Consider the following 15,073-nt stretch of genomic DNA (forward strand, 5'->3'; position numbering starts at 1 on the left):
CTATCCTAAGAGCTACGCAAGTGTGTATATACCGGTCGAGCTGGACGGCACACGTGGAAAAGTGGTTTTTAATGCCACACACCGCCGTGGTAATGCCAGTATTTACTGGCACATCGATAATGAGTATGTGGCTGCGACCAAAAACTATCACCAACTGGCCCTAAGCCCACCTGCCGGTAAACATACCCTGACCCTTGTTGATGAAGACGGTGAACGCCTGATACAGGTCTTTACTGTTCTGGATAAAGATTAATTAGTTTGCGATCTACCGCCCCCATTGTGATCAGGTACTGTGCAACCATATAGGTAGCCATGATGAAGACACCTGCGTAATCAAACTGGATCACAAACTTATGGAGTGCAAGCAGAGAATCTGAGGCCAGGAAAGCGATGGCACCAAAGAGGATCAACAGGAAACTGGATCTGTTTACCCTCAGATTCCGGAAGGCTGCCATCATCATCATCAGGCTGATCACAAAGGTATAAGCCAGAACAGGCAGCCTCATAGTGCCTAAATGTGGCCTGATGTAGAAGTAAAAACCAATGCCAAAGAATGCGCAGAGCAAGATGGCTATTCGCGCACCCTTCTTGTCCAGTTCGGGCGCCGATCTGAAATCGAGGTAAAATGCACTGATATAGCAAATATGACAAATGAGAAATGCACCCAGTCCATACATAAAATAAGCTGGATTATCGCCCAGCATGAGGAAAATATCACCAGCGAGGGCAAACAACAAGCCTGTGAAGATCCGTTTGTGGAAACGGCCCTTTAATCTTGTGCCAACACTTAACATCAGCAGAAGAGACAGCACAATAAGTGGTTTGGTGGTCTGCTTTAACCTGATCAGTTCATGATTGTACTCAGCCAGCAGCTGAAGTACAAATATAATGGCAAATAAGGTGTTAAACTTCAGGTGTTTCTTCAGCATCTGTATCTGTGTTTAATTTTTGAAGGTTGTAGAACCACACCAGTGAAATGACATGCAGGGTCGCAACAATAACCTGATAGCCTACCGGGAGCTCAAGCAGCAAAACTATTAAAATCCCAATGGGAAGACGGCAATATTCAAAAATAATCAGCCATTTTTTTCCTTCGAGCAAAGCCCCGCAAGTGATGAGGGTGAGCACCAAAAACACAGAACCGATGATCATGGGAATGAGCGGCAGCGATGCATTTAAAAACAGGATGACTGTGCCTGCTGTCAGACCCATAATAAACTGCATAATGACATAGCCCGCCAGCTTGATGTGGTATTCCGGATTATACTTGGAATAATTTTCCGCATTGATCTCCGGCGCGGGTTTAAACCCGCCCATATGTTCCGGATACCAACCCGGAGGTTTAGTGAACACCCTGATCTTGTCAGCTAGACGGGGGCTTCTTCTCGCGGTGCCCAGCAGTTCGTGCCAGTAATGCAGATTGGCCCAAACCGGGTTCCAGCTGGCTAGTGGCGTAGTAATGCCATAATACACTTCCTCCTCTTCCTTTTGAAAAGTACCAAATAGCATGTCCCAGATGATGAGTGTGCCTGCGTGGTTCTTGTCTATGTATTTTGGATTGGAACCGTGATGAACCCTGTGGTGCGAAGGGGTGTTTATGATGTATTCCAAAAAACCCATACTTTTGATGGTACGGGTATGGATCCAGAACTGGTATAAGGTATTGAAAGCGCTTAAAGTAAGGAACATGACCGGATCAAAACCCAAAAAAGCAAGCGGAAGATAAAACACCCATGAAAACCAGCTTTGGAACCAGGACTGCCGGAGTGCTACTGTGAGGTTATATTCTTCAGACTGGTGGTGTACAATATGAGCCGCCCAAAGTGCGTTGACTTCGTGGCTCATGCGGTGAAACCAGTAGTAAAAAAAATCAACACCTACAAAGAGAATGATCCAGGTCCAGATCGTATTGGGGATATCAAACAAACGCCAGTGGTCAAATATATACTTATAACCAAAAAACAAAGCGGTTTTCATAAATACGCCCACCACCTGCTGGCCGATACCCTGACTCAGATTAGATATGGAATCGTTTAACCTGTAATAATTGAGCTTCTTATAAAAAGTATAGGCCAGCTCGGCCCCTATCAGAATGAAGAATATGGGTACAGACAGCGCGATGTAGTCTACATTCATAAATGAGCAGGTTTACTGTATTTGGTCTTACAATTTAAATAAAAAAAGCAGCATTATTTGACATATGTCAACAATGCTGCTCTAAATATGTTTTAAAAATAGAATCAGTAAACTGAAATAGAAAAAAGCTAATTAATAGCTTTTCTCTGTACGGTTGTTGCGTCTGAAGCCACCACCTGCGTTTCCGCCGCCAGTGTTTGGTTTCTCCTGAGCTTCTGCAACTTTGATGCGGTTACCGTTGTAATCGCCACCGTTCATGCGTTTGATTGCTTCTCTTGCCTCTTCGTCTACCGGCATTTCCACAAATCCAAAACCACGGCTTTGCCCTGTCTCACGATCTTTGATGATTCTAAGTGATTTTACCTGACCGAAATCACCAAATACGGCCGTCAATTCATCTTCCCCTACTTCTAAAGGAAGGCCTGTAATAAATATCTTCATTAATTTCTTTAAAATTTGCACAAAGTTAAGCATTTTTAGCTTAATTTCCAATGCTAGTGTCAGTTAGTTGTATAATTATATGGTTATTTCAGCTTAGTTTTGAACAAATCGATGGTTCGTTGCCAGGCCAGTTTTGCAGCTGCTTCATTATATCTCGTCGGTGAGGTGTCATTATTGAAGGCATGGTTGACCCCTTCATAGATAAAGACCTTATAATCCACATGATTTTGCTTCAGCGCCTCTTCATAAGCAGGGATTCCGGCATTGATGCGTTCGTCCAGTCCGCCGTAATGCAGCATCACACTTGCTTTGATCTTTGGAACATCCTCTGCTTTGGCCTGCGCGCCATAGTAAGCAACCGCCGCCTGAAGCTTGGGGTCGTTTACAGCCAGCTTATTGGCCATCCCTCCACCCCAGCAAAAACCTATCACACCGGTTTTGCCATTTCCATCTTTTCTGTTCCTCAAGTATTCCAGTCCCTTCAGGTAATTTTGCAGGTTTTTATCGGGATCCAGCTTACCGATCAGCTCCCTGCCTTTATCCTCATCGGCTGGTGTACCGCCAAATGGGGACAGCGCGTCAATCCCAAGGGCTATAAACCCCTCAGCAGCAACTCTTTTGGTGACATCGATGATATGCGGATTCAATCCCCTGTTCTCATGGATTACTACCACACAGCCCAGGTTCTTTTTATCTTTAGGCCTGGCAAGCACTGCTTTCACCTCACCATCTGCCCCGGGATAGGTAATATTTTCTGAAATGACCGAATCGTCATGAAAGGAAGCAGCACTTGCGTAATTGTTTTCGAGCAAAGGCAATACGGTCATTGCCATCGCCGTACCGCCGGTAATGATGGCCAGCCTTTTCATGAAATCCTTCCTGTTCAGCTTGCTGTGGGTATATTCATCATAGAGGCTGATGATCTTCTGATCCATAGTATGATTGGTTTAAGGGTGAATTATATCCTAATATAACGGTTAAAGGCTGCGATTGTTTATTCTATCAAATAGATTACAAAACAGCAAGACTCAGTATTGAACCGCATATCTTTAAATTATTAGACATCGATTGTCATAGAAATGTTTTTATTATTTTACGATAAAACATTATCGCAATATGATTCGTTATAGGATCAGTTTGTTTGGTTTAGGTTGGTCTGTGGTGGACCAACCATCTATATAAGCAGGGATTCATCGCCAGATTTATCCCTGTTTTATTTTATACCATTCAGAATCCCTGGATAACGAATATTTTTAAATTCTCAGCAAGATTCACCTCATTTTAGTGCGAAAATTATAAGAAGATTGTAATTTTTGTTTTAAAAATTAATATATTCAAACTTGGTTGCCTCCAAGTTTTGTTTTCTCTATTTATGATACTAGATTTGGAAAGTTTTATTTATTGGCATAAATGTTGATTTTTAAACTCATCTAAATATTTAAGGTACTAGCATGCGCAAAAAATTACAAGATAGAATAGCAGCTTTCAAAGACGCTACAGCAATCAAGGAAAAGGGACTCTATCCTTATTTCCGTGCAATAGAATCGGGGCAGGATACAGAGGTTATGATTAACGGGAAAAAGGTGCTCATGTTTGGTTCTAACTCCTATCTTGGCCTTACTAACCACCCGAAAATTAAGGAAGCATCAAAAGCAGCCATCGACAAGTATGGCACAGGATGTGCCGGGTCCAGGTTTTTAAACGGCACGCTGGACATACATATCGAACTGGAGCGCAGACTTGCTGCTTACGTGGGAAAGGAAGCGGCCGTACTTTTTAGTACAGGTTTTCAGGTGAACCTTGGTGTAATTTCGTGTTTACTGGACAGAAATGATTACCTGATCCTTGATGAATATGACCATGCTTCAATTATTGATGGCAGCAGACTGTCTTTTTCCCGCTCTATAAAATACGCACACAATGACATGGATGATCTGCGCAAGAAACTGAGCAGATTGCCTGAGGATGCTGCAAAGCTAATTGTGGCTGATGGTATTTTCAGTATGGAAGGTGACTTGGTAAACCTCCCTGAGATCGTCAGGATCGCAGATGAATTTGGGGCCAATATCATGATGGATGACGCACATAGTCTTGGTGTGATCGGACTGAATGGCTCTGGAACAGCTTCACATTTTGGGCTCACAGACAAAGTTGACCTGATCATGGGTACTTTCAGTAAGTCACTGGCCTCGCTGGGTGGTTTCATTGCCGGCACTGAAGAAACTATAGAGTTTGTAAAACACAGGGCAAGATCACTGATGTTTAGTGCCAGTATGCCACCGGCTGCTGTTGCAAGTGTCATTGCTGCACTTGATATTATTGAATCTGAACCGGAACGTATAGACCGGTTGTGGGCAAATACAAACTATGCCAAAAAATTATTGCTGGAAGCAGGATTTGACATTGGTCATACCGACAGCCCGATCATCCCGGTGTATATCCGTGATAATGAAAAAACTTTTTTAATCACCAATATATTGAGCAACAACGGGATTTTTGTAAATCCTGTAGTGTCACCCGCTGTACCTTCTGATTCGTCACTGCTCCGATTTTCGTTAATGGCAACACATACCTTCGCACAAATAGAAGAAGCTATTGAAAAGATTGCTTCTGCAGCCAAGCAGGTGCAGGTGCATAAATCACAGCCAGTATTATAATTTCCAGCGCCCAACCAAACCAATAAACCAACGTAGCATACATGAAAAACATAGTTGCAGTTAGCAATAAGAAACAATTAGCCACATTTATTGATTTCCCTCACGACCTGTATAAAGCAGATTCCAACTATGTACCAGAGCTCTTTATCGCTCAAAGAGACTTGTTAACCACTCATCCTTTTCATAAACATTCTTCTTTACAATGCTTTTTATTGTACGATGGGGATCAGGTCATTGGTCGTATTGCTGCCATACTGAACAACAACTACAATGTCTTTAACAATGCCAATGATGGCTTTTTTGGTTTTTTTGACTGTATCAACAATCAGGAGGCTGCCAGTTTGCTATTCGATACAGCAGCTGAATGGCTGAGAAATAAAGACGTAAAAGGTGCCATAATAGGCCCGGTAAACTTTTCTACCAATGAATCCTGTGGTTTGCTGATCGAGGGCTTCGATTCACCTCCGGTAGTGATGATGCCGTATAATGCGGCCTACTACCCTGCTTTATTGGAGGGCTGGAATTTGCAGAAGAAAGTTGACCTGATTGCCTGGAAATTTACAGGCGACAATTACGATGACCGCTCAGTGAAATTGATGAACAGACTGGAAGACCGCTTAAAGCGTAACAACATTACCATCCGTAAGATCAACCTGAAAAATTTTAAACAGGAAGCGGCCAATCTTCGTGAGGTTTACAATAAAGCATGGGATAAGAACGCAGGTTTTGTGCCATTGAATGACGAGGAGTTTGATTACCAGGCTAAAGATCTTAAACTGGTACTGGATGCCGATTTTTGTTTCGTTGCAGAACAGGACGGCAAACTGGTAGGTTTCGGCGCAGCCATTCCGGACATGAACCAAATCCAGATCAAGATCAAAAAAGGCAGATTATTGCCAACCGGGATATTCAAACTGTTATTTGGCAAGAAGAGCATCAAAGGCATCAGGATCCTGCTGCTCGGTGTGATCGATGGCTATCGTAAAATGGGCATTGAGGCCTGTATTTATGGAAACATCATCAAATCTTACCGTGCCAAAGGTTTTCAGTATGCGGAAGCCGGATGGACACTTGAGCATAATGATCTGGTAAACAATGCTATCGCTGCCATTAAAGGAGATCCGTATAAGAAATACAGGATCTACGAGAAACCCTTGTAAATGAACAAAAAGGTATTGATCACCGGTGCCACTGGCTTTGTCGGCTATCATTTGATAGAGAAAGCAATCGGGGCCGGACTGGATGTATACGCTGCCGTTCGGCCGAACAGCGACCGCTCGCATTTATCAGAGTTTGACATCAGGTATATTGACCTGAATTATACAGCTATCAATGATTTGGTTAAAACACTTGAGGAACATCAGTTTAATTACATCATTCACGCAGCAGGGACCACAAAAGCAAAAACCAGTGCAGATTACAATAAGGTCAATGCCGAATATACCAAAAACCTGGCCCTTGCCGCAGTTACCGTTAAGATCAGCCTCGAAAAATTCGTTTTTGTGAGCAGTCTTGCAGCGCTTGGGCCCCTGACCGACCTTTCGGCCAGGATACAAGACGATACACCAGCTCACCCGGTAACCAATTACGGCGCCAGTAAACTGCTGGCAGAGCAATACCTCTTTGAAATTACAGCTTTACCCTTGATTGTCATCCGGCCAACGGCAGTTTATGGTCCACGGGAGAAAGATATATTCATTTTATTTAAAACCATTTCAAGGGGATTGGAGCCGCACATCGGAAGTTTTAAACAACATCTGAGCTTTGTCTACGTAAAAGACCTGGCAGATGTTATTGTGAATGCATTGTTTAGTGAGGTAAGCGGAAAACGATATAACGTTTCAGATGGCTATGTTTATGACCGTTACGTACTTGCTAGCACAGTAAAGAAAGCAATAGGTAAAAGAACGTTTAAATTTCATATCCCTGTGGGTGTTGTCGGCTTAATGGCTTCTTTTATGGACCTGTTGTATATAAACAGCAAAAATACTCCGACTTTAAATAAGGAAAAAATGGCTGAGCTGACCGCTGTGAACTGGGCCTGTAACATTGACAGCGCCAAAGAAGACCTGGGTTATGCCCCTCAATTTAACCTCGGACGCGGCATCTTAGCTACAATAAAATGGTATAGAGAAAACGGTTGGCTATAAATCTTTCATTAACATCACATTACAGATGTTAGTGAACTTCCGCTTTCGTCTACATTTAGCAGGTATTTTGTGCCGCATTTTAGCGCATAGTTATTGACCTGGTGCCCTACCGGAAAATCAAAGCAAACCGGATAATCATATTCCTTTACCTTTTCCGAGACAATATCATAGACTGTTTTACCAAATTCGTCACCAGGCGTTTCCTCATTTAGTTTGAAACCGCCTACGATGAGGCCCTTCAGTTTATCCAATTTACCGCTGCGTTTCAAATTCCAGAACATCCTGTCGATACTGTAAAGCTCTTCATGAGTATCTTCGACAAAAAGTATCCTGCCATCAGTTTCCAGATCTGACCTGCTCCCGGCAAGGGTTTCGATCAAACTTAGATTTCCACCTACGAGTATCCCTTCTGCCCTTCCCATCCGGTTATTTGCAGCAACGGGAGCAGTATATTTTGTATCCTGTCCGCTCAATACCTGCCTGATGGACAATATGGTTTCAATCTGCATGGGGCTGGCTTCGGTCCAGTCTGAAGGAAAACTGTTACACATTTTGGAATGAATGGTAGCAATCCCAAAATTGCTGTTGATGTGGGTGTGAAATGCAGTGATGTCGCTAAACCCCATGATCCATTTGGGGTGTTTCCTGAATTTGGTAAAATCGAGCCGGTCAATGATCCTGACCACTCCATATCCGCCCCGGGCACACATGATCGCCTGAATGTTCGGATCATCCAGCATATTCTGAAAATCCGCTGCCCTGGCATCGTCCGTGCCGCCCATAGTGAAATCCCTGGTACCTACGGTCTGGCCTGTCCTGATCTTAAAACCCCAGCTTTCCATCAATTGAACAGAAGGTTGAATGTCTTCCGTAGAAATATAGCTGGCGGGACTGGTAATGCCTATGGTATCACCAGGATTAAGATAAGGGGGGGTCTTTATAGCTTTATAGGCTGCTTTATCAGCAGTACTTGCCAGTCCTCTAAGGGGGAGTATCATTCCTGTTGCGGCAATAAAAGACAGAAACTGCTTGCGGTCCATTTGCATTGTGGTTTACACTGCAATAATAGGCGTTATTCCTCAAATTTATAAGTTTTTACCGCAATCGTTTTCGTAATTTTTCAGTATCAAATGAGCTGTGCAGCGCAGATTATATATAAAGAAAAGTATATTTAGCTATTAGTTCGATCTGTTCAAGACGATTCATTTTAACCAAATATGATGAACAAGTGTTTAATTCTTGCCTGTTGCTGTGTCGGTTTATCCGTTCAGGCACAAACCAAAAAAGTAGACTTCATTCAAAGTAAAAGAGAAAACAAGGTTGAAGTGATGGTAGGCGGTAAACTTTTTACCAGTTTCATCTTTCCCGACAATCTGGAAAAACCTGTGTTATACCCTATCAATGCTGCCAACGGTGCTACGGTAACCCGTGGCTTTCCCCTCGCTCCGCGTGATGGCGAGCGCAATGACCATCCGCATCATATCGGTCTCTGGTTAAATTATGAAAGCGTGAATGGCCTTGATTTTTGGAACAATTCCTATAATATTCCTGCAGCCAACAAAGTAAAGTATGGCTGGATCAGGGATACTAAAGTTGAATCCACCGAAAACGGAAAAACAAGCGGCAAGCTGAGTTACAGCTCGAACTGGGAAAACCAGGCAAAGCAGGTCCTGTTAAAAGAAAAGACCACTTTTATATTTAGTGGTGCAGACAACAGCAGGACCATCGACCGGACTACCACCTTAACCGCACAGAAAGACAGTGTATTTTTTAAAGACATCAAAGATGGCATGCTGGGCATTCGGGTAACCAAGGAGCTTGAAATGCCATCAGATAAGGTAGAAGAGTTTACTGACAGCCAGGGTAACATCACCAAGGTCTCTGCATCTGGAAATGGTGCCAACGGCAGTTACCTGACCAGTGCCGGCAAAACCGGCAATGATGCCTGGGGCACCAGGGGCAACTGGTGTGTGCTTGCTGGAGTAAAAGATGGTCAGCCGATTTCCATTGCTATAGTAGACCACCCCGAAAATCCCGGCTACCCTACTTACTGGCATGCACGCGACTATGGTTTGTTCGCGGCAAACCCGCTCGGACAAAAGATATTCAGCAATGGTAAAGAAACACTGGACTTCAAACTGGCACCGGGACAGTCAGTTACTTTCCGTTACCGCATCATCATTACCTCCGGAGAAAAGGTAACACCTGAGGTTCTGAACCAGCAAGCTTTAACTTTTAGCAAATAGCAACTCAAATTAAATTACAATTATACCAAATCAATAAGCATAGATACACAAATGAAAACAAAACAATTATTAGTTCTGGCTGCGTTAATGTTGGGAAGCACACCCGTTACAGTATATGCGCAAAGCGGAAAATGGCAGAATCTTTTTAACGGAAAGGATCTGCAGGGATGGAAGCAGCTGAACGGCCAGGCAAAATATGAAGTCGTAAATGGGGAGATCGTGGGAACAACGGTTTCCAATACACCCAACTCCTTCTTAGCTACAGAAAAACATTACGGAGATTTTATTCTTGAAGTGGAGCTGCTGGTGGACAATTCCATGAATTCCGGAATCCAGATCAGAAGCGAAAGCACTCCTGATTTTCAAAACGGACGCGTCCATGGTTACCAGGTAGAAGTTGATCCTTCCGACAGAAAATGGAGCGGCGGATTATATGACGAAGCACGCAGAGGTTGGTTATATCCATTAGACATCAATCCAAAAGGCCAGGCTGCCTTTAAAAAAGAGCAGTGGAATAAGTACCACATAGAGTGCATCGGTAACTCCATCAGGACCTGGGTAAACGGCATACCAGCAGCAAACGTGGTGGACGCAATGACGCCTTCTGGCTTTATAGCTCTTCAGGTACATGCGATCGGCAAAAACGACCAGGCAGGTAAACAGATTCGCTGGCGTAATGTCCGTATCCAGACAGAAAACCTGAAGCCTTCAAAAATTGACGATATCTATGTGGTAAACATGGTGCCGAATGACCTTTCAAAACAGGAAAAAACTGAGGGATATTCCCTGCTTTGGGATGGAAAGACCACCAATGGCTGGATCGGTGCATACAAGACCAAATTTCCTGAAAAAGGCTGGTCCATTAAAAATGGTGAATTGAGTGTCGAAAAGTCCGGCGGTGCAGAATCCACCAATGGCGGTGATATCGTAACCGTAAAAGAATACGGCGCATTTGAAATGAAGTTCGATTTTAAACTTACCGAAGGCGCCAATAGCGGCGTGAAATATTTTGTGACCCTGACAGAAGGCAACAAAGGTTCGGCAATCGGTCCGGAATACCAGATCCTGGACGATGTAAGGCATCCTGATGCGAAATTGGGCAAGAACGGCAATCGCACTTTGGGCTCATTGTATGATCTGATCACCAGTAAAAAGATCGCCAACTCACAAAGAAAGATCGGTGAGTGGAACAAAGGTCTGATCAGGGTATTCCCTGACAATAAGATAGAATACTGGCTGAACGGCTTTAAAGTCGTGGAGTACACCAGGGGATCTAAAGAGTTTTTGGATCTGGTTGCAGGAAGTAAATACAAAGACTGGAAAGGCTTCGGTATGGCACCAAAAGGTCATATCCTGTTGCAGGACCATGGTGACAATGTTTCATTCAGAAGCCTTAAAATAAAAGAACTTAAAAAATCTTAAACCTTATATAGACCATGTTGGATTCAAGAAGAAAATTTATTAAACAAGCCGCTATCGCTGCTGCCGGTACCTATGCCGGTACCATGGGCCTTAGTGCAAAGAGTTATGGCAATATTATTGGTGCCAACGACCGGGTAAGAGTTGGTGTGGTGGGTTTTTCAGATCGTTTTAGAAGCACACTTCTGCCGTGTTTTTTAAATCATCAGAAAGAGCTCAATTTTGACATGGTAGCTGTGTCAGACCTCTGGAATTACCGCCGGGGACTGGCTGTAGACCATTTGAAAAGTAAGCTGGGTCATGACATTACTGGCTGCCGCAACAATGACGAACTGTATGCCCTCAAAGATCTTGATGCGGTAATCATCAGTACGCCAGATTTTGCGCATGCTACGCATGCTGCTGAGGCCGTAGGTCATAAATGTGATGTGTATTGTGAGAAACCCTTCGCAGAAACTATGGCTGATGCACGTATGGCGTTGAAAGCTGTTAAATCATCAAAGCAAATTCTGCAGATCGGATCCCAGCGCCGGAGCGGCGGGAATTATAAGGCCGCAGATCAATTCATCAAAGACGGTAAGTTTGGTGACATCACCATGGTGGAACTCAGCTGGAACGTAAACCAGCCCGGCAGATGGCGCAGGCCTGACCTGGTACCAAAGCTAAAACAGGAGGATACTGACTGGAAGCGCTTTTTATTGAACCGTCCTGCAGAAGAATGGGATCCTAGAAAATACCTGGAATTCAGACTGTTCTGGCCTTTCTCATCAGGTTTGCCGGGGCAATGGATGTCGCACCAGATTGATACTGTACATTGGTTCAGCGGCCTGAAACATCCAAGAAGCGTAGTCGCCAATGGCGGAATCTACCAATGGAAAGACGGCAGAAGAAATTGGGATACGTTGACTGCTGCATTTGATTATGGTAAAGAAAATGACCCTACCAATGGCTTTCAGGTAATCTTCACTTCAAGAATGCACAATGGCGATGAAAATCCAACCGAGATCTATTACTCAAATGGCGGTGAAATGAACCTCAATACCAATAAGGTTTCACCAAAAGGCGGATTGACTGCAGGTGCTGCGAAAGCAATGAACATGCAGCCTAATTTACTGCCTGAACTGAAACTGACTGATAACATGGAGAAGGTTACGGCATCGGCAAATACCGGCGCTGATAATCTCACCTCTGCACACATGCGCAACTGGATGGAATGTATCCGCAGCAGAAAGGAAACCAATGCACCCGTTGAAGTGGGCTATTACCATTCCATCGCAAACATCATGACCACAGCAGCAGCAAGAACCGGTATGAAAGCCACGTTTGATGAAGCTACTCAGGAAGTAATGGTTGGCGGTAAAGCATTTAAATACTAAGAATTTTTGATTTCAATAAAAGGCTGTGCCATTTGGCATGGCCTTTTATCTGACCAGTGTTAGCGCCCCTGAAGTAACTCTTCTGCCATTCCGCGGATCTATTAAATAATAATAAGTCCCTGCAGGTACATCTGTTCCGCTATACCTCCCATCCCATCCTTTGGTCTGCGATCCGCCTGCATACACTTTTTCTCCGTACCTGTTTAGAATAATGACAGTGGCATTCGGATAAGTATTCAGATATTTGATGCTCCATTCATCATTGATTCCATCTCCGTTAGGGCTAAATGCATTTGGAACACTCAGTTTTTTAAGCACCTTAACGAAGACTTGCATTGTGACAACACATCCCTCACCTGATTTAACCGTCAGGCTGTACCTCGTATCATCGGCCGGCGACGCTACCGGATTTAATATATCGTCCCGGTTTAGTCCCGCTGCCGGCGTCCATTTATAAGACAAACCTTTTCCGGTAGCTGTTGCACTTAATGTAGCTTCACCTCCTTCCAAAATGACCAGATCAGCTCCCGCATTTACATCCGGTGTCGCAAACACTGTAACCTTCACTGTTTTGCTGTCAGAGCAACCGTTGTCTGCGAGAAAAGTATAGGTGATCTCGTGTTGACCAGGACCAGCGAGAGAGGGACTGAACACATCGTTCATACTTACACCCGGACCGGAATAACTGCCATCCCCGGTTTCAACACCCCATTTCTCCCTTCCCTGTGTTAACCGAAAGGGTAGTTTCTCTTCGCAAACATTTGGTATTGCATCAAAAATAACCTGTACATAAACACTCAGCTTTACCCTATTACTAATGGAATTCAGTGGGCAGCCCAGATGAAAGATTTTTCGACGGTAGTATACTGTGGTCGTAATCGTCACAGGGTCGAAATCAGCACCGGTTGCCTCGGCAACATCCAGGAAATCTGTGCCATTTTCAGAAATCTGCCACTGGTAAGAAAAACTTTCCGGCGTGTCTTCTTCAGGTACCGAGCCGTTTAGTTTCCCGGGATCACCATTGACGCAGTAAACGTCATTTGCCGGAATCTGTATTACATTCCCCGAAAGGATAAAAGCGGTGATGCTCACGTTCTCTGCGTCGGAAAGTGACCCGTCATAATTTGAACCCAATACCGTTCCTCCCGAACCTGTTTCATAATTTGTTTTGGCATCTGCTGAGGCGTTGACTTTTGACGTAATCCTGCGATTAATCCCGTTTAAAGTTCTGGACGGGTCAAGGTACAGCGCCTGTGCACTGCTGTTATAATTCCCTGCGGATATGCCGCAGTCGGTTCTGGCAATCAGCGTAATGGTTACCGCATCTTCCGGAGAAATGTTAAAGTCACCCAATAAAGGACGATTTGGCGTACCGGTGTCGCCTGCATTATTGATAAGGTTAGTGGGTACCGCAGGGCCTCCGGAATCACCTCCGAGACTTGCCGTAGCTGAATCAAACACAAAGCCTGAAGGTAATTGTACCTGTACCTCGACACCCCCTGCATTTCCGCCCCCGGCTGCATTCCTGACCACGATTCTATATTTTACCAGGCTCCCGGGATACAAAACAGTATTGCCATTGAGCTGTGACATCGTTGTACTGAGCTCGGGATAACAACCAGAACCGCTGCCCTGCAGATAGACCGGCAGATCGGCGATGGCAAAGAATTTTTGATAACCATCGGTACCGGATACTGCTCCATGATTTGACCCACCGGCAGTAAGACCGGACGCACCTGGACTGATATCTGTGGTCACGGTGGAAACAGGCATCATGTAAAAAATCTGTCCGCCGCCACCGCCCCCACCGGGACCATGATACTGGTTCTGATCCCTTGCTGTATTTCCTCCATTACCGCCTCTGGCCTCCAGCGTCAAATTTGCGGTAAGGTCCGGAGTGTTAACTTTGATGTAAATTGTTCCGCCGGCCCCACCGCCGCCAGCACCATCAGGATTGACACCCGATATGCCGATGGCCCCGTTGCTGCCATTCGATTTGATCACACCCCGACCCTTGATACTTCCCGCATTTACTAAGATGATCCCGCCGCCAACACCGCCTTTAACGCCATCAAGCGCATCATTGGCATCTCCACCACCACCTCCTCCACCCATGACCAGTCTGCTGATATCAGGTGCGGCCCCATTGTAACTGACCGAACCAGGACGTCCTCCGTTGGGAAAAGTATCATCTGCATTTCCAAAAACGACTCCATTACCACCCACACCGCCAGAACCTCCGTTTCCGCCACCACCGCCCCCGGAATTATGATCATTTCCTCCTCCACCTGCATTTCCGGGTGCACCTTTACCATATGAACCTCCTGGTAGGCCCTCTGCACCATTGTCTACCCGGTTGAATCCATCCCACATAAAGCGGGGTGTCCCGGCAATTCCTTCCCCCTTCCCAACAGAACGCGGATCTGAAGAGGGGATCACATATACACTATTGATATTACCCTCAGAACCCCCTACTGGCCCGTAACCGCCTCTAAATCCTCTCGCTGACGCATCTACAATAAATCCGTTGAAATCCATTGTACCAGACACATCAAACGCAATGATCCCACCAGCCTTTCCATTAAAAGGAGGAGTCTTGATGTCTTTTGAAAGTACCAGATTAGAATACTGCGGCACGCGGACTACCT

General features: G+C 44.8%; 12 protein-coding genes and 1 pseudogene. 7 read left to right on the forward strand and 6 right to left on the reverse strand.

The annotated features are described in order from the left end of the window. Positions 1 to 253, forward strand: a pseudogene (locus VK541_RS20165) (penicillin-binding protein 1C); the annotation flags it as partial. Here the strand turns inward: VK541_RS20165 and VK541_RS20170 are convergent. The 4 genes from VK541_RS20170 to VK541_RS20185 all read right to left on the reverse strand — a co-directional run bounded on the left by VK541_RS20170 (position 231) and on the right by VK541_RS20185 (position 3,512). Continuing rightward, positions 231 to 929, reverse strand: coding sequence for a lysoplasmalogenase (locus VK541_RS20170; protein ID WP_324372254.1), 699 nt, complete (start codon positions 927 to 929; stop codon positions 231 to 233). The pseudogene VK541_RS20165 and the gene VK541_RS20170 sit on opposite strands and share 23 nt — an antisense overlap. Beyond that, positions 904 to 2,136 (reverse strand): sterol desaturase family protein, encoded by a 1,233-nt coding sequence (locus VK541_RS20175; protein WP_324372255.1) that lies wholly within the window; start codon positions 2,134 to 2,136, stop codon positions 904 to 906. The genes VK541_RS20170 and VK541_RS20175 overlap by 26 nt, the downstream gene beginning before the upstream one ends. 132 nt (positions 2,137 to 2,268) lie before the next feature. Continuing rightward, a complete protein-coding gene (locus tag VK541_RS20180) occupies positions 2,269 to 2,577 on the reverse strand; it encodes an RNA-binding protein (protein ID WP_324372257.1) in 309 nt (102 codons plus the stop codon). A gap of 83 nt (positions 2,578 to 2,660) precedes the next feature. Beyond that, a complete protein-coding gene (locus VK541_RS20185) occupies positions 2,661 to 3,512 on the reverse strand; it encodes a dienelactone hydrolase family protein (protein ID WP_324372258.1) in 852 nt (283 codons plus the stop codon). A gap of 516 nt (positions 3,513 to 4,028) precedes the next feature. Between VK541_RS20185 and spt the strand changes: the two genes are divergently transcribed. From spt to VK541_RS20200, 3 genes are read left to right on the forward strand one after another with little or no spacing between them, the layout of a single operon-like run. Continuing rightward, positions 4,029 to 5,234, forward strand: coding sequence for a serine palmitoyltransferase (gene spt / locus VK541_RS20190; protein ID WP_324372259.1), 1,206 nt, complete (start codon positions 4,029 to 4,031; stop codon positions 5,232 to 5,234). A gap of 41 nt (positions 5,235 to 5,275) precedes the next feature. Then, positions 5,276 to 6,394: a hypothetical protein gene (locus VK541_RS20195; RefSeq protein WP_324372260.1), complete on the forward strand. Its 1,119-nt coding sequence runs from the start codon at positions 5,276 to 5,278 to the stop codon at positions 6,392 to 6,394. Continuing rightward, positions 6,395 to 7,384, forward strand: coding sequence for an NAD(P)-dependent oxidoreductase (locus tag VK541_RS20200; protein WP_324372262.1), 990 nt, complete (start codon positions 6,395 to 6,397; stop codon positions 7,382 to 7,384). A 14-nt stretch (positions 7,385 to 7,398) separates the two neighbouring features. Here the strand turns inward: VK541_RS20200 and VK541_RS20205 are convergent, their stop codons facing one another. Next, positions 7,399 to 8,424, reverse strand: a complete 1,026-nt coding sequence (locus tag VK541_RS20205) for an LD-carboxypeptidase (RefSeq protein ID WP_324372263.1) — start codon at positions 8,422 to 8,424, stop codon at positions 7,399 to 7,401. Between the two features lie 180 nt (positions 8,425 to 8,604). On the opposite strand from VK541_RS20205, the gene VK541_RS20210 reads away from it, so the two are divergent. The 3 genes from VK541_RS20210 to VK541_RS20220 are packed head-to-tail and all read left to right on the forward strand — an operon-like array spanning position 8,605 to position 12,425. Next, the gene (locus VK541_RS20210; RefSeq protein ID WP_324372265.1) at positions 8,605 to 9,630 is read left to right on the forward strand and encodes a PmoA family protein; all 1,026 of its coding nucleotides are present in this window, start codon (positions 8,605 to 8,607) and stop codon (positions 9,628 to 9,630) included. A gap of 51 nt (positions 9,631 to 9,681) precedes the next feature. After that, positions 9,682 to 11,052 carry a DUF1080 domain-containing protein gene (locus VK541_RS20215; RefSeq protein ID WP_324372267.1) on the forward strand — a complete coding sequence of 457 codons (1,371 nt, stop codon included), beginning with the start codon at positions 9,682 to 9,684 and terminating at the stop codon, positions 11,050 to 11,052. A 14-nt stretch (positions 11,053 to 11,066) separates the two neighbouring features. Continuing rightward, positions 11,067 to 12,425 carry a Gfo/Idh/MocA family oxidoreductase gene (locus VK541_RS20220; protein ID WP_324372268.1) on the forward strand — a complete coding sequence of 453 codons (1,359 nt, stop codon included), beginning with the start codon at positions 11,067 to 11,069 and terminating at the stop codon, positions 12,423 to 12,425. 45 nt (positions 12,426 to 12,470) lie between these two features. Here VK541_RS20220 and VK541_RS20225 read toward each other — a convergent pair. Then, on the reverse strand, positions 12,471 to 15,073 hold a 2,603-nt coding region (locus VK541_RS20225; protein WP_324372269.1), incomplete at its 5' end, for a gliding motility-associated C-terminal domain-containing protein.

Origin of the sequence: Pedobacter sp., from assembly GCF_035317785.1 — a bacterium.
Taxonomy (GTDB): Bacteria; Bacteroidota; Bacteroidia; order Sphingobacteriales; family Sphingobacteriaceae; genus Pedobacter.